The sequence below is a fragment of the Amycolatopsis sp. A133 genome, assembly GCF_031082405.1.
Classification (GTDB): Bacteria; Actinomycetota; Actinomycetes; order Mycobacteriales; family Pseudonocardiaceae; genus Amycolatopsis.
On the sequence record NZ_JAVHJU010000067.1, the window covers coordinates 88,344 to 106,920 of the forward strand.

Here is an 18,577-nt window from a genome sequence, read left to right on the forward strand (position 1 = left end):
CCTCCTTTCCACTCACGACAGCGTCGCCGCGGCCTCCAGCAGCATCCAGCCGCCCACCTGGACCGACATGTCCCGCTCCGGCGCGTCTTCCGGCAGCGGCCAGGGTGCCGGGCGGTCCCAGTACGCGCTGAACAACGGCCCGTCAGGGGTCTCCGCAGCACCCGACCAGCAGGCGTCCGCCGACGTCAGCACCAGCGACCGGGCCGTCGAAGCCTCCGGGCCCGGCAGGGAGCGAGCCGCCAAGGCCAGGTACCGCGCCAGGATCGCCGCGAACAACCCGCCGTCGCCGCCGCCTTGGCCGCGGAGCACGCCTCCTGGCGCGAGGTGCTCCGCCACCGCACGGACCGTCCGCGCCGTTTCGTCCATTAAGGACAATTCCAGGCATGCACCCAGGTACACCCCTTGGCAGTACGTGTAAATGTGCTTCACCAGCTCGCCGGTGTCCGCTCTGATCCCGTCCCAGACCAAACCGGACGACGGATCGACCAAAGTGGACGTCAGCCAGTCCGTCATCGCGCGCGCACGGGAGAGATTTCCGGACCGGGCGTGGAAGATCGCCGCCGGGCCGTTGGCCGGGGCGTTCTTGAAGTCGTCGCCGCGGCGCCACCAGATCCCGCCGCCCGCCGCCGACGTCCAGCCCGACAGCAGCTGCGCGTCGATGGCCGCCAAGGCCGGGCCGACGTCGATGCCCAGCGACGAGACCCGTTGCAGCGCAAGGCCGAGCCACGCGATGTCGTCGTAGTAGTCGTTGGTCCACTTGCCGAAGTTGCGCAACCGGACCGAACGCACGAAGGAGCGGATCAAGGCGAGCCGGGCCGGTGAAGGCGCGCGCAGCTGGGCGTCGACCAGCGTGTCCAGCAGGTGGGCCTGCCACCAGTAGTTCCAGTGCCAGTGCAGCCGCTGGTCGAGCGCCGCCGGCCAGCGGCTGCGGCCCAGCACCGTCGTGGGCAGCGCCCAGACGCGGCTCAGGTGCCGCGAAGTCACCGCGCGTTCCGCGGCCGAGACGTCCATGTCGCAATCGTGCCTTGCCGATCGACATACCGCTCGGTATGTTCGGTGGTCATGACGACGGCCCACGTCACCTGCCCGCTGTGCGAAGCCACCTGCGGACTCGAAGTGACGCTCGACGCGAACCGGCGGGTCACCCGCGTCACCGGTGACGACAAGGACGTCTTCTCGCGGGGCTACATCTGCCCCAAGGGCGCGTCGCTCGGCGCGCTGCACCACGACCCCGACCGGCTGACCACCCCGCTGCTCAAGCGCGACGGCGAGTTCGTCGAGGTCAGCTGGCAGGAGGCCTACGACGAGATCGCCCGGCGCCTCCCGCCGATCATCGAAGCGCACGGCCGGGACGCCGTCGCGGTGTACGCGGGCAACCCCGGCGTGCACAACATCGCGCTGACGCTCTACGGCCGGGTGCTCTACAAAGCGTTGGGCACCAAGAACTTCTACAGCGCAACGTCGGTCGACCAGATGCCGAAGCACTACTCCGCCGGCACGATGTTCGGCGACCCGCTCGCCATCCCGGTGCCCGACCTCGACCGGACGCGGCACCTGCTGGTCCTCGGCGCCAACCCGCTCGTCTCGAACGGCAGCCTGATGACCGCGCCGGACATCCGCGGGCGGCTGCGCGGGATCCGCGAGCGCGGCGGCAAGATCGTTGTTGTCGACCCGCGCCGCACGCGCACCGCCCGGTTCGCCGACGAGCACCACGCCATCCGCCCCGGCACCGACGCCCTGCTGCTGTTCGCGCTGGTCAACGTCCTGTTCACGGAGAACCGGGTCCGGCCCGGCCGGCTCGCGGAACACCTCAACGGCCTCGACGACGTCCGCGCGCTGGCCGAGCCGTTCACCCCGGAGGCCGTCGCGCCGCGCACCGGCATCGGCGCCGCCGAAACCCGCCGGATGGCGCTGGAGCTGGCCGACGCGGAAAACGCCGTGGTCTACGGCCGGATCGGCACCACGACGCAGACGTTCGGCACCCTCGCGAGCTGGCTGGTCGACGTCCTCAACGTGCTCACCGGCCACCTCGACGAGCCGGGCGGCGCCATGTTCCCGCTGGCCGCGTGCCAGCCCACCGGGAACCGGCGGCCGTTCGCCGTCGGGCGCTGGCGCAGCCGCGTGCGCGGGTACCCCGAGGTCGTCGGCGAGCTGCCGGTCGCAACGCTCGCCGACGAGATCGAAACCCCGGGTGAGGGCCAGGTCCGCGCGCTGATCACGGTCAGCGGCAACCCCGGCCTGAGCACGCCGAACGCCGGACGGCTCGCCGCGGCCCTGGACAGCCTCGACTTCATGATCTCCGTCGACGTCTACCTCAACGAGACGTCCCGCCAGGCCGACGTCATCCTGCCCGGTCCGTCACCGCTCGAACGGCCGCACTTCGACCTGGCCTTCTACCAGCTGTCGATCCGCAACGTCGCCAACTGGACCCCCGCGACGCTGTCCTCGGCGCTCCCGCAGGAGTGGGAGACCATGCTGCGGCTCACCGGCATCGTCGCCGGCCAGGGGCCGGAGGCCGACGTCTCGGCGCTCGACGACTTCGTCGCCGCCGACGTCGCTCGCCGCGCGGGCCTGGAAGTCACGCACGACCGGACCGGGCCCGCCCGCCTGGTCGACCTGATGCTGCGCGCGGGGCCGTACGACGTCACGCTGGCCGACCTCGAAGCCGCGCCGCACGGGATGGACTTCGGGCCGCTGAAGCCGCGGATCCCGGAGGTGCTGTGCACCGCGTCCGGCCGGATCGAACTCGCGCCGGAGCCGGTCGTCGCCGACGTTCCGCGGCTGCGCGAGGAGCTCGCGAAGCCCGCGGACGACGGCCTCGTCTTGATCGGGCGACGGCACCTGAGCTCGAACAACTCGTGGATGCACAACCTGGCCCCCCTGATCCGCGGCGGCAACCGCTGCACGGTCCTGGTGCACCCCGACGACGCCGCCCGGCTGGGCCTCGCCGACGGCGCCCTCGCGTCGGTGACGTCCCGCGCGGGCAAGCTCGAAATCCCCGTCGAGGTCACCGACGAAATCCGGCCGGGCGTCGTCAGCATCCCGCACGGCTGGGGCCACGACGCCGACGGCTCGCGGACGCGGGTCGCGCGCGCCAACCCCGGCGTCAACTCGAACCTGGTCGCCGACGAGACGCTGCTGGACGTTCCGTCCGGAACGTCCGTGCTCAACGGCATCCCGGTCGAGGTCGCCCCCGTTTGACGCTTGACACCCAGCGCCGTCCGAGCGCATCCTCGGCTCCCATGTTCACGTCAACATCGGAGCTCCCATGACCCGTTGTCTGCGTGCTGCCCTGGTCGCGTTCCTCGCCGCGGCCCTCCTCGCGGTTCCGCCGAGCGCCTCCGCCGCCACCAACGGTTTCCGCGGCGTCAACTGGGCGGACGCCCGCGACAACTACGTGGACGGCTGGGTGATCCCGACCGGCCTCACCGCCGGGGACAGCTACGCGAGCGTCCGCAGCAAGGCGGACGGCATCATCACCGGCTTCCAGCAGAAGCTGGGCGCGAACACCGTGCGGCTGCCGATCAACCCGCAGAGCGTCAACTCGGACTGGTGGGCGCGGTACAAGGGCACCGCCGATTCGGCCCTGTCCCACGGCATGAAGGTCATCTTCGGCTATTGGGAAGCGAACAAGGACGGCTTCGTCGACGACACGAACGCCTGGAACACCATGTGGGACAAGGTGACCGCCGACTACGGCGGCAACGGCAACGTGTACTTCGAGCCGATGAACGAGCCGTTCGGCTACAGCTTGAACGCCTGGGTGTCGCTCTGCTCGTCCTGGCTGTCCCGGCACTCGAACGTCCCGCGTGGCCGGGTGGTGATCAGCGGAACCGGCTACAACGACAACGTCACCGGCGTCGGTGCGGCGAGCGCGTTGACCGGGACGCTGCTTTCGCTGCACTTCTACGGCTTCTGGGCCTCCGACACCACGCGCTCGGCATGGACCACGAACCTCAGCAACCGGCTGGGGTCGTACTCCTCGCGCACCATCATCGACGAGGCGGGCGCCCCGATGACGACGGGCTTGGACTACTCGGCCGGGCACCAGGACGGCAACAACTTCACGGCGTACTTCGCCGCCACCACCGACCTGGCGCGGTCCCGGCAGATGGGCGTCGTCTACTGGCCCGGCCTGCGGTCCGGGGACACCTACTCGATCACCCGGCAGAGCGGCAGCGGCCTGGAGGTCAACAACACGACGGGCGTGGCGCAGCTGCGCTGGGGCTGGGGCCTGTAGGCCTCACCAGGCGCGGCCGAGGTCGGCGTGCTGCCGGATCCAGGCGTGCATGACGATCCCGGCCGCGACCCCGGCGTTGATCGAGCGGGTCGTGCCGAACTGGGCGATCGACACGACCAGCGACGCGGCTTCCTGCGCCTGCGGGGACAGCCCGGGCCCTTCCTGGCCGAACAGCAGCACGCACTCGCGCGGGATCTCGGCCGTCTCGACCGGCTGGGACCCGGGCGTGTTGTCCACCGCGACGACGGCGAGACCGTGCTCGGCCGCGAAGGCGACCAGGCCGCCGACGTCGTCGTGGTGGCGGAGGTGCTGGTAGCGGTCGGTCACCATGGCCCCGCGCCGGTTCCAGCGCCGCCGTCCGACGATGTGCACCTCGGCCGCGGCGAACGCGTTGGCCGTGCGGACCACGGTGCCGATGTTGTGGTCGTGCTGGAAGTTCTCGATCGCGACGTGGAACGGGTGCCGCCGGCTGTCCACATCGGACACGATGGCTTCGCGGCGCCAGTAGCGGTAGGCGTCGACGACGTTGCGGCGGTCGCCGTCCCGCAGCAGTTCGGGGTCGTACCGCTCGTCCGCGGGCCACTCACCCGGCCACGGGCCGACGCCGACCTCTTCGCGGCTCACCCACTCGGTGGGTCCGGGGATCGTGTTCACCCGGCGATTGTCGCTTAGCCGAGGTGGACGGGACGCACGTGGGCTTCCTCGGCGTCGTCGTGGCGGTGCCGCCAGCGGTGGTAAACGCCGACGTAGGAGTAGGCGACCACCGCGATCGCGCCGATGCCGATCGCCGGCAGCCACGACTGCGGGAACACCGTGCCGTACAGGTAGTAGGCGTTGAACCCGCCGGGCAGGTCGCCGAGGCCCTGCTGGTGCCGGAAGTAGTTCTCCAGCGCGGTGAACGGGCACGGCACCGGCGCCACGTTGACCAGGATGCCCCAGGCCAGCCCGAGCAGGTGGATGAAGATCAGCTTCGGCCAGCGCCAAGCCACGAATCCGCCGAAACCGATGAGCAGCAGCGCCAGAATGTGCACCACGACGGTCACGTCGGCCAGGAACTTCGCCATCGCACCCCCTCCACCGATCCCCCTACCAGCGACTTTACTCCGCCGGTCGACAGCGTCCGCTCTTATGGGTACCCGGTGGGGTGATGTTCAACCCAGCAGCGCAACAGTTCACCTGCGCGGTGACGGAGGCGTTACACCCGGTGGGAATTCCGGCGGCCGCTTTGCGGGGTACTGCGTCGGCTCCTCGTGCGGGTACTGGTCCGGCGCGCCGTCCGGTTTCTTCCGGTTCGGGTCGGCTGGGCGCTGCGGTTCCGGCGGCTCGCCGGGCGTCGACGGCTCGTCCATGCGCTCGACGGTACGCCCGGGCCCCGCCGGCGCCCTCCGGATTTCGCCGTCAGCCGAACGCCGCGCCGTCGAGGTCGGTGACCACCAAGCGCAGCCGCGCGTTCGCCCACTCCGTGCCGGCCAGCACCGGACGCACCACGCCGGCGGCCTGCTCCAGCAGCGGCGGGATCGGCAGCCGCGTGGCGATCAGCCGGATCTCGATGCACTCCGCCGACAAGTCGACCGCCGTACCCGCCGGCAGCCACGCGGGCTCCGGGGTCGCCGGCCGGAGGCCGTCCACCCGGCCGAGAGCGCCGACGATCCGCTCGACGGCTTCGTCCGCGGTCACCGGGCCGCCGGCTCGATGTCCATGATGGACACCGACACCTCGTCGACGACCAGGCCGGTCTGCTCGGCGACGAACCGGGTCACCGAGCGCTGGACCGCCCGGCCGACCGCCGCCGCCTGGTCGGCGCCGGCCGTGACCAGGTCGATCTGGACCGTCACCCGGCCGTCGGTGGTGCGAACGCGGACGCCGTCCGCCGGCGCCGGGTCGAGGCCCTTCCAGCGCTGCCGGGCCGCGCGCGTCCACGCCGTCACCAGGCCGAGCAGGCCCGGCTCGAGCCGCACGACGCCCGGCGTCGTGAGCGCCGCCCGGGCCGCGACCCCGGCGATCACCGGGTCGGCGATGACGTACTCCGCGCTCATTCCGGCTCCCCGTAAACGTCGTCCACCAGCAGGTCGAGCTGCGCCAGCGTCAGGCCGACCCGGGCCGCGGCCGCCGCGGTCACCCGCTCCCGCACCATCGACAAAGCTTCGCCGCCCGTGGCGTTGCCCAGGCTCACCGCGAGGGTGAGTTCCACTTCGACGACTCCGGCCGCGGTGGTCCGCACCCGGCAGCGCCGCGCCCGGACGCCGTCGACGGTGTCCGCCGCGTACCGCAGCACCGCCGCCACCGCCTGCTCGCTGACCTCGACGAACCCGGGTTCCGGGGTCGGCAGGCGCACCATCGAGCCGCGCCGCACCTCGGCGCGCACCGCCGACATGATCCGCCCGAACAGGTCCGGCGACGGCGCGTCCTCGTCGGCCGCCAGCTCCGCCGTGGCCTCGCGCAGCGCCAGCAGGCTTTCGCGCGCGGCGCGGCAGTGCGGGCAGGTCAGCTCGTGTTCGTCGGCCCGCCCGGCGCCGACCGCGTCGAGCCGTTCCCACACCTGCTCGACATCGCGTTCGCAGGGCAGCTCGTAGTCCGTCATCGCCACGGCTTCATCACCTCCGCCAGCTGGGCCCGGGCGCGCGCGATCCGGCCGCGGACCGCGGTCGCGTTCACGCCGACCACTTCGCCGATCTCTTCGTAGGACCGGCCGTGCACTTCGCGCAGCAGCCAGCACGCTTTCTGCTCCGGAGTCAGCTGCGCCAGCGCGGCGGTCAACGCCGCGAGCTGGCCGCTGACCTGGGCGGCCCGCTCCGGCTGGAGGTCGGTCCGCGGCGACTCGGCGAGGTCGAGGTCGACGTCGGCCTGGGGCCGCCGCGCTCGGATCGTGTTGAGGCACCGGTTCGTGGTGGCCCGGTAGAGCCAGCCGACGAACGCGGCGTCCGCGCTGAGCTGGCCCAGCTTGCGCCAGGCGGTGAGGAAGACCTCCTGCACGACGTCCTCGGCGTCGCCGCGGTGGGCGAGCATCCGCACCGCGAGCCGGAACATCGGCCCCTGGTACCGCAGCACGAGCTGCTCGTACGCCCGGACGTCGCCGTCGCGCGCGCGGGCCACGAGGGTCGCGTCGTCGAGCGGCGTTGCGGGCTCCGCGCTGGTCGTCACGGCACCTCCTCGGAAGGAAGACACCGGCGCACGGGAAACGTCACGCACCAATTGTGGGTGACGGCCGTCACCGGGGCGAATCCGCGGATCCGCCCCGGGTGCGTCAGTCCAGGCCGAGGTCGTCCTTGCCGAGGACGTACCGGTACTCCAGGCCTTCCTTCTCGATGGCCTCGCGCGCGCCGGTGTCGCGGTCGACCACCGTCACCACGCCGACGACGTTCGCGCCCGCTTCGCGCAGCGCCTTCACCGCCGTCAGCACGCTGCCGCCGGTCGTGGACGTGTCCTCGACGGCCAGCACGCGCTGCCCGCGGACCTCCATGCCCTCGATGCGCCGCTGCATGCCGTGTTCCTTGACCGACTTGCGGACGACGAACGCGTCCAGCACGACCCCGTCGGTCGCCGCGGAGTGCAGCATCGCCAGCGCGACCGGGTCGGCGCCGAGCGTCAGGCCGCCGGCGGCGACGTAGTCCCAGTCCGCCGTGAGCTGCCGCAGCAGCTTGCCGATCAGCGGCGCGGCCGCGTGGTGCAGCGTCGCCCGCCGGAGGTCGATGTAGTAGTCGGCTTCCTTACCGGACGCCAGGGTCACCTTTCCGTGCACCACGGAAAGATCGGTGACCAGCCTGGCCAGTTCGAGTTTCGCCGCTTGATCCAAACCGGGGTTCGCCACGGCCGTGAGTCTTACACACGACCGGGTTCACTCACCGATGGATGTGGCATCGACCGCACGCCCGCGCGTCGCGGCCCAGGCCGGCACCAGGATCGCCACGAGCGAGAGCACCACGGCGATCGCGAGCACCGCCAGGTAGATCGTCACCGGGCCCGACGGCAGCGGCGACCCGGTCACCACGAGGCAGAACGGCACGATCGCGCCGGCCGCGACGAGGGTCCCGAGCAGCACCGCGATGGTCGCGATGAGGCCGCCTTCGACGCCGGCCATGCGCAGCACCTGGCCGCGGGTGAAGCCGCTCAGCCGCTGCACCCCGAACTCGCGGCGCCGCCTCGCGGTGGCCGTCACCAGCGTGTTCACCACGGCGATGACGGTGTACGCGATGATCATCCCGACGAGCAGGTAGTTGACCCAGGCCCCGACCTCGTTGCCCTTCGCGTGCGCCGCGATCAGCGTGCCGCGATCGCCGACGAACACCGGCAACCCCGCTGTGGCCTCGCGAAGGCGCGAAGCCAGCGTTGCCGGGTCGACGCCGGGGGCGGCGCGGACCAGCAGCTGCGGGGCCAGCCCGGCGGTCGTGTGCGGGGCCAGCAGCCCGGCGGGCAGCACGAGCTTCTCGAACCCGGGGCGCTGGCTCACGACGGCGGTCACCCGCACGTCCACCGGCGTGCCGTCGCCGAGCCGCAGCGACAGCGTGTCGCCGACGCGGTGGCCGAGCGTCGAGGGCACCTCGACGGCGTTCCCGGTCAGCTCGCTGACCCCCAGCGCGGGCCGGCCGTCGTCGTTCTGGCCCGAGTCGAACGGCTTCTCGACGAACACCGTGCTCGTGACGTACTCCGAAGCACTCGCCACCCCGGGGGTGGCGCGCACCCGCCCCAGCACGGACGGGTCGAGCCCGCTCGGGCCGGCCACAACGGCGTCCGCTTGCAGGTCCTCGGTAAAGGCCTGGTTCGAAACGGCTTCCTGGGTGGTCTGCAGGTAGATGTTGGCGGTCGCGATGCCGACCGCGAGCATGATCGGGGTGACCGCACCGGCCGCCCGCACCGCGCCGACGCGGGTGTTGCGCAGCGCGACCCGGCCGTTGACGCCGGTGAGCGCCTCCACCGGCCAGCGCAGCAGCATCGCCATCAGCTTCGTCACGCCGGGGCTGATCGCCGCGAGCCCGAACGCCCACAGCATCACCGCGGGGCCGGCCGTGCTGGCCGCGACCGGGCCGGTCATCACCGCGACGGTGACGATGCCGAGCGCCGTCCCGCCCGCGAAGCACAGGATCGCGGTGATCAGCCGGATCGGCGTCAGCCAGCGCCGCTCCACGGCCGCTTCGGCGAGCGCCTCGGTCGGGCGGACCCGCGAGGCACGCCGTCCCGCCACGAAGGAAGCACCGAAGACGGCGAGCAGCGACGCGCCCGCGGCGACCACGGCCGGGAGCCAGCCCTGCTCGAACCGCAGCACGTCGGGGACGACGTGGTGGTCGGCGAGCTCGCCGAACAGCCACCTCCCGAGCACCGGGCCGAGCACCACCGCGGCACCGACCGCGAGCAGCCCGACGACGAGCGCCTCGCCGAGCACCATCCGCCGCAGCTGGCGCGGGGTCGTGCCGACCGCGCGCAGGAGGGCGAGTTCGCGCTGGCGCTGCTGCGTCGAGAGCGTCAGCGTGCCTGCCACGACGAACACCATGACCAGCGCCGACAGCCCGCCGGACACGGCGGCCAGCACGATCAGGTTCTCGCCGCTCTTGCCCGTCTCGGGGAACTCGAAGGCACCGCGGTCGACGCCGGTCGCCACGACACCGGCGTCCCCGACGGCCGCGGTCACGGCGGCGACGTCACCACCGAAGACGCCGATGGTGTCGAAGCGGCCCGGGTGCCCGGACAGCTTTTCCGCGTCCGAAGCAGCGAAGAAGACGGCAGAGTCCCGCATGGCCTGCGGTGCTTCGGCCAGCCCGGAGACCCGGTACTGGCCGACGCGGCCGTGCGCGGCAACCGGCACGGTGTCCCCGACGGCGAGCCCGCGGCCGGCGTCGACGACTACCTCGCCCGGCTTCGGCGCGTCGCCCTTCAGCGCGTACGGGGTCAGCACGGCGGAGTTCCAGGCGTGCCCCAGTGCGCTCGCGGACCCGATCTGCGCGGGAAAGGTGACCTCGCCGACGACGTCCGTGACACCGGGAACCGCGCGCAGCCGGTCGGCCAGCCCCGCGTTCAGCCGGACGCGCTCGGGCAGGGTCGCGTTCTCGAACTTGTGCTTGTCCTCGGGATCGAGGGTCGCCGGGTCCTCCTCCGGCAGCCGCAGCGTCTGCTGCCCGCCGACGACGATCGGGGCCGCGGCCAGCCGCTGCACCGGCGTCTCGGACCGGATGCCGGTCTCCATCAGGCCACCGCAGGCCGAGACGACCAGCGCGCCGAAGAACACGGCGACGAACGTCGCCAGGAAGCCGCCTTTGCGCAGGCGGAGGGTTCGCAGTGCGAGCTTGAACATCAGACCGCCACCTGGCCCCAGGCACCCAGGTGCGTCATCCGCTCGGCGACGGCTTCCGCGGTCGGCCGGGCCAGCCGCCCGGCGATCCGGCCGTCGGCCAGGAACACGACGTCGTCGGCGTAGGACGCGGCGACCGGGTCGTGCGTCACCATGATCACCGTCTGGCCCGACGACCGGACGGAGTCGCGCAGCAGGCCGAGCACCTCGGACGCAGTCCGGGTGTCGAGCGCGCCGGTCGGCTCGTCGGCGAACAGCACGGCGGGGGCGGTGACCAGGGCGCGCGCGATCGCGACGCGCTGCTGCTGGCCCCCGGACAGCTGCCCGGGCAGGTGCTTGCGGCGCCCGTCGAGCCCGACGTGCGTGAGGATCCGGGCGACGAGCCGCTTGTCCGGGCGCTTGCCGGCCAGCTGCAGGGGCAGCACGACGTTCTGCTCGACCGTCAGCGCCGGGAGCAGGTTGAACGACTGGAAGACGAAGCCGACGCGGTCGCGCCGCAGCTTCGTCAGGTAGGTCTCGTTCTTGCCGTCGAGGTCCTGGCCGTCGAGCACGACCCGGCCGGACGTCGGCCGGTCGAGGCCGGCGGCGCAGTGCAGGAACGTGCTCTTGCCCGAGCCGGACGGGCCCATCACCGCGGTGAACCCACCGCGCGGGAACGCGATCGAGACCCCGTCCAGCGCGACCACGCCGTCGCCGTACTCCTTGCGCACGGCCTCCAGCCGGACCGCGTCGGCTGCCTCGTGCCACCCAGTTGTCATGGGGAAAACGCTATTGAGCCGGCCCCCGATCCACCCTGGTGCGCACGCGCGTCTCCCCGGTAGGGCCAGCCCTACCGCGGAGCTTTCACGTGAAAGCTCGGGGTCGGAGCTTTCACGTGAAAGCTCAGGTTCGGCCCCGGCCGCCGCTGATGCGGCGCAGCACCGCGCGGGGCAGCAGGCCGCCGATCGCGACGACGGCCTTGTACTGCAGGCTCGGCACCGAGATCACCTTGCCGCGGCGCAGGTCCGCGAGCGCCTCGCCGACCACCTGTTCGACACCCAGCCAGGCGATTTTCGGGCCGGGTTTGCCGATGCCGGCCCGTTCGTGGAACTCCGTCGCCGTGAAACCGGGGCAGAGCGCCATCATCCGCACGCCCTTCGGCAGCGACACGGCGATGCCTTCGGTGAAGGCCGTGACCCAGTTCTTGCTGGCCGTGTAGGTCGAGCCGCGGCCGCTGAAGAAGCCCGCGACGCTGCTGACCTGGATGATTTCGCCGTGGCCGCGCTCGATCATGCCCGGCAGCACGGCCCGGGTGAGCCGCAGGACCGCGGTGACGTTGACGTCGAGCTGGCGCTGCAGCGCGTCCGGCGGGATGGTCCAGAAGTCGCCGTTCAGCCCGAACCCGGCGTTGTTGACCAGGAGGTCGACCGGCCCGGCGGCGAGCCGCTCCTCGACCACCGCTCGTCCGTCCACTTCGGACAGATCCGCCGGGAGCACCTCGACCGCGACGCCGTGCTTTTTGCGCAGCTCAGCGGCGTGTGCCTGCAGGCGCGCGGTGTCACGGGCGACGAGCACCAAGTCGTATTTCTCGGCGGCGAGCGTGCGCGCGAACTGCGCGCCGATGCCCGCGGTGGCTCCGGTTATGAGAGCGGTGGTGGTCATGTGGGTGAACCATACCCGCTGGTCAGGGCCGGGCGTGCGAGCCGAATCGACGGGAAGTATCGTCCGGCGCATGGGTAAGCACAGCAGGCGCAAAAGCGGCTATCTGCCCAAGGTCGCCGCCGGCGCGGCGCCGGTCGCGCTGCTCTTCGCGGCCCCCGCCACGGCCCTGGCGACCCAGACCGACATCACGCTGCCGCTCGACCGGATCACGCTCCCGGTCGACCACCGGCACGACGGCACGCTCGACCGCGACATTTCGACGGCGACCGAGAACGAGACGTCGGCCGCGTGCGAGGCCGTGACCGCCACCCGGCACGACTTCGTCGCCAAGGAGTTCGCCGGCGCCCTGCTCATCAACGACGTCACGGAGTCCGCGTCCATCCGCCGCGAGGGCCGGCAGACCCCGAACACGACTTCGGAGCGCGAGTTCGAATCGGTGACCCGGACCGGTCAGCACGCCCTCCGGCTCGGCACCATCGCGGCGGCCACGGCGAACGACCAGCGAATCGGCCAGGGGGCCGGGCGGGACTTGACGCTCTCACCCGGCCTGGCGGGCACCACCGACCGCCGCATCGCCGCCGGAGAAGGCACCAGCCACGGAATCTGGCTGGCCGACGGCGTGGACGTGCTGAGCCAGAACGCCGAGCAGGCCGACACGGGCTTCCGCGGCACCATCATGGGAGACCTCCGTGGCGCGCTGTCGGCCCAGAGGTCATCCGGCCAGGCGATCGACATCGGCCGCCTGGGCGCGCTCGGCATGACGTCCGAGCAGTACGCGAGGGGCCAGTTCGCCGGCGTCCTCGACCTGGGCCAGAAGCACGAACTGGGCGGCCAGCTGGGCCCGGCGTGGGGCCTGGCGCAGACGAGCCAGTCCATCGGCCCCGCCGGCCCAGCGAGCTCAATCCGCGGCGACCTGGGCGCAGACCACGTGATCTACGCGGAAGGCGACACGACAACGTCGGTCCGCGGCACGCTGGACCAGCACCGGTCGGCGTCGGTGGAGGTGCTCGACCAGCCGGTGGTTTCGCTCCCGCCGCGCTGACTGCGGCCCGAATTCCAGAAGCATTTATCCACTGCCCCGCTGATCCACTAACCTGGTCGGGCAATGCGGCCCGACGGGCACCGAGGAATCTCGTTGCTGCCCCCACCCGCGCATCGATGACGCGTGCCTTGGTGGGGGAGAATGTCGCTGCGCAACAGTGCCGGAGAAATGCTCGCCGAACTGCGAGCCGACGGCTTGGACGACCTGATCGCACAACTCGGCGTGGACCACTCCGGCGAGGCCACCGCCGATCGCTGGACGGACCTGCTGCCGAAGTTCCTCGCCGACCTGGAGACGGCCGGGCTGGGTCATGTCGACGTCATCCTGCACCACCGGTTGCCACACAGCCCGAAATACATCGACCTCGTGCTGTCCGGGCTCGACCCGCACACCAAGGAGTCGAGCCACATGCTGGTCAGCCTGGCTTCCGTGGGTGACGCCCAGGCGACCGCCGACGAGTTGTTCGTCCGCGACGGTGCTTATGTCCTCCCCCCGGGGAAACAGGTCCGCCAATACCTCGACTACCTCGCCGCGGCAACTCCGGAGCTGGCCAAACGACCGCGTTCTCTCCACGGCATGGCTTATGTCGGGGAACAGCCGTCGAACCCGGCTTTCGCCGACCACGAATCGCCCGGATCCACGCGGGTCTTCACCACCGCGGCCGGCCCTGAGCTGCACTACCACCTCCGAGCCCGGCTCGACGCTTCGTCCTCGACGGCGGAGACCCGCCGGGCCGGAGACCAGTTCCTCGCCTTCCGCCAAGAGCGGTCCTTCCTCTTCAAGACCGAAGAGGACAAGGCAGGCAAGGTACACCGGCTTCTGCGCGACAGTTTTGTGCTGCTGGACGAACAGGAAGTGGCGTACGAACGGGTCAAGACCGCCGTGCACAACGCTCGTGCCGGCGGAAAGCCGACGGCCGTGATCATCATCGGTGGCCCCGGCTCGGGGAAGAGCGCCGTGGCCCTCAACCTCAAGCGGGACCTCGACGCCGAAGGGTGCCGGGTGGAACACGCCACCGGCTCGAGGTCGTTCACCAGCACGTTGCGCACCTTCACCGGAAGCCGCTCGGAGCGCCCGCAAGGCGGGTTCCGCTACTTCAACAACTACGTCGACGCCGCTCCCGCGGAACTCGACGCGTTGATCTGCGACGAAGCGCATCGAATCCGCGAGAAGAGCCTCACGAGGTTCGCTCCCAAAGAGGTGCGGGACCGGGCCGGACGGCAGATCGACGAACTGCTCGCGGCGGCGAAGGTGCCCGTTTTCCTCCTCGACGATCAGCAACGGGTCCGCCCGGACGAGCTCGGCTCACGCGACGCGATCGCGGCCGCGGCTCGGGCGAAGGGCTTCGCGGTCGAAGTCATCAGGCTCGCCGGACAGTTCCGGTGCGGCGGATCGGATGCGTTCGACGCCTGGGTCGCGCGGCTGGTCGGGCTGAGCCCCTTGCCTCCGGTGAAGTGGAGCAGCATCGCCGGCCCCGACGACGAATTCGTCGTCGTCGACGCGCCGGACCCGGCCCGGATGGAGGCGTGGTTGCTCGAGCAGCAGCGGCAGCACGACGGCACCACCGCGCGGATCGCCGCCGGGTTCTGCTGGCCGTGGAGCGACCCGGCGGGTGCCAAGGCGGACCGCCACTTGGTGGACGACGTGACGATCGACGGCTGGAAACGTCCGTGGAACGCCAAGCCCGACGGCAAGGTCTCCCTGCCGCGGGGGATACCCGCCTCCCACTACTGGGCGACCGACCCTCGGGGCTTCGGCCAGGTCGGCTGCATCTACACCGCGCAGGGGTTCGAATACGACTGGGCGGGCGTGATCTTCGGGCCGGACTTCGTCCGGCGGGGTGACGAGTGGGTCGCCGACAAGAAGGGGTCCGCGGACACCACGGTCCGGAAGGCTCCCGACGAGCAGTTCCGCGTCCTGACGGCGCAGGCCTACAAGGTGCTGCTGACCCGGGGAATGCGCGGCGCCTGCGTATTTTCCGTGGATCCGGAAACACAGCGCTTCCTGGAAGAGATGACTGCATAGAGCCCGCGGTCAGAGGGTTCCCGGCTCCGCAACGCGAGGAGACACATGGCCGACTCGGCGCAACTGCTCAGGACCTGCATGGAGGTGATCCGCGATTCCGGCGGTCCCCTTCCCCCGGAGAAGGTCTACGCCGGCGTCACCGCCAAGCTGAGCAGCGCGCCGGGCGATGCCACGGCCGAGGCCGACAACCCGGAGCACCGGCGTGCGCAGCTCGACCGGTTCACCGCGGAAGCTGCCTCGATCGGCTGGCTGGACAGGATCAACGGGTGGTCCCTGACCGTTCCCGGCGAGCGCGCGTTGGACGCTTTCCCGGGCGACCAGCTGTTCGAGGAGTTCAAGCTGCGGACGAGTGAGTTCCGCAGGCAACGCGAGCTGGCTCTTTCCCACCTCTCCGGCACCGAAATGATGATCGCGCGCCTGGTGGACGTCGTGACTCCCGGTTGCTGGACCTCGTTCGAAGCCATCGATCGGATCGTCGGCACCTCTGTCGAAGACGTCACCAGCTATCTCGTCCGAGTCGGCCCGGCGGGCGCCCACCGCATCCTCCGCGCCGACGGATCGATCCCCGGCCCGAACCAGCTCCATGCCCGTTTCCACGACGTCGACCTGCAGCGCAAACTGGCAGTGGAAGGAGTCGAGTTCGACGCGGCCGGCCGCGCATCACAGCGCCAGCGTCTCGCGGTTTCGGCCCTTCGTGAACGCCTGCGAAGGGATCAGGAGGCAACGGATTCGGCGCCTCGCCGGGCCTGGTTGATCCGCGCCGCGACGACGACCAAGGCGGATCTCGTCACCCGCTGGATCGCCGAGGGCTTCGTTTCGATACCGGCCGACCGGCTGCGCTCACTGACCCTGCCGATCTCGCCCGACCTCCTGCGGGAAGTGGTCGACGAAGACTTCCGGCACGAGTCGTACAACGCCAGGGACGTCCGGTTCGAGGAGCTGAACGGCTTCCTCAACAGGATGAGGACCGGTGACTACGTCCTCACGTTGAGCGGCAGTTCCGCCTATTTCGGCCGGATCGCCTCCAGCCCCAGTTTCCTGGTGGACGACCGGCTGGCTCCGCTCCGGCGGTTCGCCCAGTGGGAGCGGCTGACCCCGACACCCGCACTCGACCAGCTGCCACGCTCACTCCAGGCCAAACTCCGCAGCACGTCGTCGGTGGTGGACCTGACCGAGAACCTCGGCGAAGTCGAGCAGGTGCTTCGCGACTTCAACGCCGGTACGGCCGAACTCTCGACCGAGCCCGGGCGTGCGCTCGCCTTTCCCGAGATCTCCGAAGAAGCGGCCCGGGATCTGCTGATCGACCACGACTGGCTTCTCCTGCAGGCGGACTTGCTCTGGGAGTACAAGCAGCTGATCTTCCACGGGCCGCCGGGGACCGGGAAGACCTACCTGGCGCAGAAGCTGGCCCGGCTCCTGGCCGACGTGAACGCGGTCAAGCTGGTGCAGTTCCACCCCTCGTACACCTACGAAGACTTCTTCGAGGGGTTCCGTCCCATCCAGAACAAGGACGGCAAGGTCGAGTTCGGCCTGCATCCCGGCCCCTTCCGGAGCCTGGTCGACGCCGCGCGCAAGAAACCCGGCGAGCCGCACATCCTGATCATCGACGAAATCAACCGCGCGAACCTGGCCAAGGTCTTCGGCGAGCTGTACTTCCTGCTCGAGTACCGCGACGAGCCGATCAACCTCCTGTACTCGGCCGACGCGGCCTTCACGCTGCCGGAGAACATCTTCGTCATCGGCACGATGAACACGACCGACCGCTCGATCGCCACGGTCGACGCGGCGATCAGACGGCGTTTCGTGTTCACCGAACTCCACCCGGCGGTGCCGCCGACAGCCGGGCTGCTGAAGCTGTGGCTGGACCGGCTCGTTGCGGCCGAGCCCGGCTCGACGTTCAACAACGACGCGCCCGAGGTGCTGGAAGCGCTCAACGAGCAGGTCGGTCGTCGCGACCTGGCGCTGGGGCCGTCGTTCCTCATGCAGCCGTCCATCTACCGGCGTCCGGACGGGCTGGAACGGGCGTGGGCGGCCTCGATCCTGCCGTTGCTCGCGGAACACCACTACGCCTCCGGTCCCGAAGCGCTCGAGGAATACCGGCTCGACGTGCTCAGGCGGGGCATCGCCGGGCGCCGGACATGACGGAGCCGCTCGAGCTGACGGAAACCGGCAGGTGCACCAGCCCGCTGACCTCCGGTCAGTTGCGTGCGCTCAAGGCCTGCAAGTTCGTCACCCTGACGCCGCCGCAGCCGGGCAGCGACGACTGGACGATCGCGGGCAACCGCGGGTGGGTCGGGGTCTTCTGGGCCGCGGATCGGCAGGTCCGCCTGGTCCCCAAGCTCGGCATCGCCCGTCTGCTGTTCCTCGCCGGCCATGGTGTCCGGTCCTCGGACCAGTGGTTCGACGAGCCGGGCGGGATGCGGACCGACGAGGGAGTCGTCCCGGCCGTGGCCAACATGCTCTGGCGGCAGGCGCGGCGGGCCATCGACACCAACCTGCTGTCGGGCTACGTCCCGACGACGGAGACCTCCACGACGATCCGCGGGAAGGTCCGGCTGGCCGATCAGCTCCGCCGGCACTACGACCGGGAGTTCCCGTTCGAGATCGGCTACGACGACTTCGGTGTCGACATCCCGGAGAACCAGATCCTGCTGGCCGCGACCACGCTGCTCTTGGATACCCGCGGGCTCGACGCCGTTTCGGCAGATCGGCTCAACGCCATCCGGCGGACTCTGAACGGCGTGTCACCCCTGCGTCGGAACGCGCCGTTGCCGTCGTGGCACCCCACCCCGCAGAACGCGCACTACCACTCCGTCCTCCGGCTCTGCGAGCTGCTGCTCGACGCGTCTTCACCCGAGCACGGCCAAGGTGGCTTCGCGACCAACGGGTTCGTCTTCAACGTAGAGAAGGTCTTCGAAAGCTTCGTGACCGAGGCCGTCAACACGGCGTTGAAGGAGCGGATCCCCGGCCGGGGCTTCCCGCAGTACGAGTGGCACCTCGACGAGGGGCGCAAGCTGAAGATGAACCCGGATCTCGTCTGGCAGATCGACGGCCGTCCGGCAGTCGTCGTCGACGCCAAGTACAAGCGGAAGCAGCCGGCCGACGACTTCTACCAGCTGCTGGCCTACTGCGCGGCGCTCGGCGTCGGCCACGGCCACCTCGTCTACGCGAGCGGCGAGCCGGGCGAGGTGCGGCACAAAGCCCGAGGTGGGGGTTACCAGCTCTTCGCACACACGCTGGACCTCATGCGCCCGCGAGCCGAACTACTGACCCAGATCGACCGGATCGCGGATCGGATCGCCGAACTCACGAACACGAAGTGAGGCTCGGTTACGGCCCGCCGCGCTGA

At 70.8% G+C, this 18,577-nt stretch carries 17 protein-coding genes; 6 read left to right on the forward strand and 11 right to left on the reverse strand.

Annotation, left to right across the window (positions count from 1 at the left end; translation table 11 throughout):
- Positions 1-12 precede the first annotated feature (12 nt).
- Positions 13-1,011 carry a glycoside hydrolase family 76 protein gene (locus tag Q5425_RS39465; RefSeq protein WP_308677527.1) on the reverse strand — a complete coding sequence of 333 codons (999 nt, stop codon included), beginning with the start codon at positions 1,009-1,011 and terminating at the stop codon, positions 13-15.
- Between the two features lie 51 nt (positions 1,012-1,062).
- Between Q5425_RS39465 and Q5425_RS39470 the strand changes: the two genes are divergently transcribed.
- Positions 1,063-3,201: a molybdopterin oxidoreductase family protein gene (locus tag Q5425_RS39470; RefSeq protein WP_308677528.1), complete on the forward strand. Its 2,139-nt coding sequence runs from the start codon at positions 1,063-1,065 to the stop codon at positions 3,199-3,201.
- A gap of 67 nt (positions 3,202-3,268) precedes the next feature.
- On the forward strand, positions 3,269-4,240 hold the full coding sequence (locus Q5425_RS39475; RefSeq protein ID WP_308677529.1) for a cellulase family glycosylhydrolase: 972 nt from the start codon (positions 3,269-3,271) through the stop codon (positions 4,238-4,240).
- A gap of 3 nt (positions 4,241-4,243) precedes the next feature.
- On the opposite strand, the gene Q5425_RS39480 is transcribed toward Q5425_RS39475, so the two are convergent.
- The 10 genes from Q5425_RS39480 to Q5425_RS39525 all read right to left on the reverse strand — a co-directional run bounded on the left by Q5425_RS39480 (position 4,244) and on the right by Q5425_RS39525 (position 12,161).
- A complete protein-coding gene (locus Q5425_RS39480) occupies positions 4,244-4,894 on the reverse strand; it encodes an RNA methyltransferase (RefSeq protein WP_308677530.1) in 651 nt (216 codons plus the stop codon).
- 14 nt (positions 4,895-4,908) lie between these two features.
- A complete protein-coding gene (locus Q5425_RS39485; RefSeq protein WP_308677531.1) occupies positions 4,909-5,304 on the reverse strand; it encodes a DUF2784 domain-containing protein in 396 nt (131 codons plus the stop codon).
- Between the two features lie 334 nt (positions 5,305-5,638).
- Complete coding sequence (locus Q5425_RS39490; RefSeq protein ID WP_308677532.1) at positions 5,639-5,917, reverse strand: hypothetical protein; 279 nt, start codon at positions 5,915-5,917, stop codon at positions 5,639-5,641.
- Entirely contained in the window at positions 5,914-6,276 is a 363-nt protein-coding gene (locus Q5425_RS39495; protein WP_308677533.1) for an Asp23/Gls24 family envelope stress response protein, read from the reverse strand. The genes Q5425_RS39490 and Q5425_RS39495 overlap by 4 nt, the downstream gene beginning before the upstream one ends.
- Entirely contained in the window at positions 6,273-6,827 is a 555-nt protein-coding gene (locus tag Q5425_RS39500; protein WP_396135355.1) for an Asp23/Gls24 family envelope stress response protein, read from the reverse strand. Before Q5425_RS39500 ends, Q5425_RS39495 begins: the two co-directional genes overlap by 4 nt.
- On the reverse strand, positions 6,818-7,381 hold the full coding sequence (locus tag Q5425_RS39505; RefSeq protein ID WP_308677534.1) for a sigma-70 family RNA polymerase sigma factor: 564 nt from the start codon (positions 7,379-7,381) through the stop codon (positions 6,818-6,820). Before Q5425_RS39505 ends, Q5425_RS39500 begins: the two co-directional genes overlap by 10 nt.
- Positions 7,382-7,484: 103 nt before the next feature.
- On the reverse strand, positions 7,485-8,048 hold the full coding sequence (gene pyrE, locus Q5425_RS39510) for an orotate phosphoribosyltransferase (protein ID WP_308677535.1): 564 nt from the start codon (positions 8,046-8,048) through the stop codon (positions 7,485-7,487).
- 27 nt (positions 8,049-8,075) lie between these two features.
- A complete protein-coding gene (locus tag Q5425_RS39515; RefSeq protein ID WP_308677536.1) occupies positions 8,076-10,523 on the reverse strand; it encodes an ABC transporter permease in 2,448 nt (815 codons plus the stop codon).
- On the reverse strand, positions 10,523-11,278 hold the full coding sequence (locus tag Q5425_RS39520) for an ABC transporter ATP-binding protein (RefSeq protein ID WP_308677537.1): 756 nt from the start codon (positions 11,276-11,278) through the stop codon (positions 10,523-10,525). The genes Q5425_RS39515 and Q5425_RS39520 overlap by 1 nt, the downstream gene beginning before the upstream one ends.
- Positions 11,279-11,402: 124 nt before the next feature.
- On the reverse strand, positions 11,403-12,161 hold the full coding sequence (locus Q5425_RS39525) for an SDR family oxidoreductase (protein ID WP_308677538.1): 759 nt from the start codon (positions 12,159-12,161) through the stop codon (positions 11,403-11,405).
- A gap of 70 nt (positions 12,162-12,231) precedes the next feature.
- On the opposite strand from Q5425_RS39525, the gene Q5425_RS39530 reads away from it, so the two are divergent.
- From Q5425_RS39530 to Q5425_RS39545, 4 genes are all read left to right on the forward strand, one after another.
- On the forward strand, positions 12,232-13,203 hold the full coding sequence (locus tag Q5425_RS39530) for a hypothetical protein (protein ID WP_308677539.1): 972 nt from the start codon (positions 12,232-12,234) through the stop codon (positions 13,201-13,203).
- A gap of 141 nt (positions 13,204-13,344) precedes the next feature.
- A complete protein-coding gene (locus Q5425_RS39535; RefSeq protein ID WP_308677540.1) occupies positions 13,345-15,228 on the forward strand; it encodes a DNA/RNA helicase domain-containing protein in 1,884 nt (627 codons plus the stop codon).
- Positions 15,229-15,273: 45 nt separating this feature from the next.
- Complete coding sequence (locus Q5425_RS39540; RefSeq protein ID WP_308677541.1) at positions 15,274-17,370, forward strand: AAA family ATPase; 2,097 nt, start codon at positions 15,274-15,276, stop codon at positions 17,368-17,370.
- A complete protein-coding gene (locus Q5425_RS39545; protein WP_308677542.1) occupies positions 17,367-18,551 on the forward strand; it encodes a 5-methylcytosine restriction system specificity protein McrC in 1,185 nt (394 codons plus the stop codon). The genes Q5425_RS39540 and Q5425_RS39545 overlap by 4 nt, the downstream gene beginning before the upstream one ends.
- Positions 18,552-18,577: the final 26 nt, after the last annotated feature.

Coding starts and splice junctions, on each gene's coding strand:
- Q5425_RS39520 (WP_308677537.1), bottom strand. CDS start 11,278: ATGACAACTGGGTGGCACGAGGCAGCCGACGCGGTCCGGCTGGAGGCC.
- Q5425_RS39525 (WP_308677538.1), bottom strand. CDS start 12,161: ATGACCACCACCGCTCTCATAACCGGAGCCACCGCGGGCATCGGCGCG.
- Q5425_RS39545 (WP_308677542.1), top strand. CDS start 17,367: ATGACGGAGCCGCTCGAGCTGACGGAAACCGGCAGGTGCACCAGCCCG.
- Q5425_RS39495 (WP_308677533.1), bottom strand. CDS start 6,276: ATGAGCGCGGAGTACGTCATCGCCGACCCGGTGATCGCCGGGGTCGCG.
- Q5425_RS39530 (WP_308677539.1), top strand. CDS start 12,232: ATGGGTAAGCACAGCAGGCGCAAAAGCGGCTATCTGCCCAAGGTCGCC.
- Q5425_RS39475 (WP_308677529.1), top strand. CDS start 3,269: ATGACCCGTTGTCTGCGTGCTGCCCTGGTCGCGTTCCTCGCCGCGGCC.
- Q5425_RS39465 (WP_308677527.1), bottom strand. CDS start 1,011: ATGGACGTCTCGGCCGCGGAACGCGCGGTGACTTCGCGGCACCTGAGC.
- Q5425_RS39470 (WP_308677528.1), top strand. CDS start 1,063: ATGACGACGGCCCACGTCACCTGCCCGCTGTGCGAAGCCACCTGCGGA.
- Q5425_RS39515 (WP_308677536.1), bottom strand. CDS start 10,523: ATGTTCAAGCTCGCACTGCGAACCCTCCGCCTGCGCAAAGGCGGCTTC.
- Q5425_RS39540 (WP_308677541.1), top strand. CDS start 15,274: ATGGCCGACTCGGCGCAACTGCTCAGGACCTGCATGGAGGTGATCCGC.
- Q5425_RS39535 (WP_308677540.1), top strand. CDS start 13,345: ATGTCGCTGCGCAACAGTGCCGGAGAAATGCTCGCCGAACTGCGAGCC.
- Q5425_RS39485 (WP_308677531.1), bottom strand. CDS start 5,304: ATGGCGAAGTTCCTGGCCGACGTGACCGTCGTGGTGCACATTCTGGCG.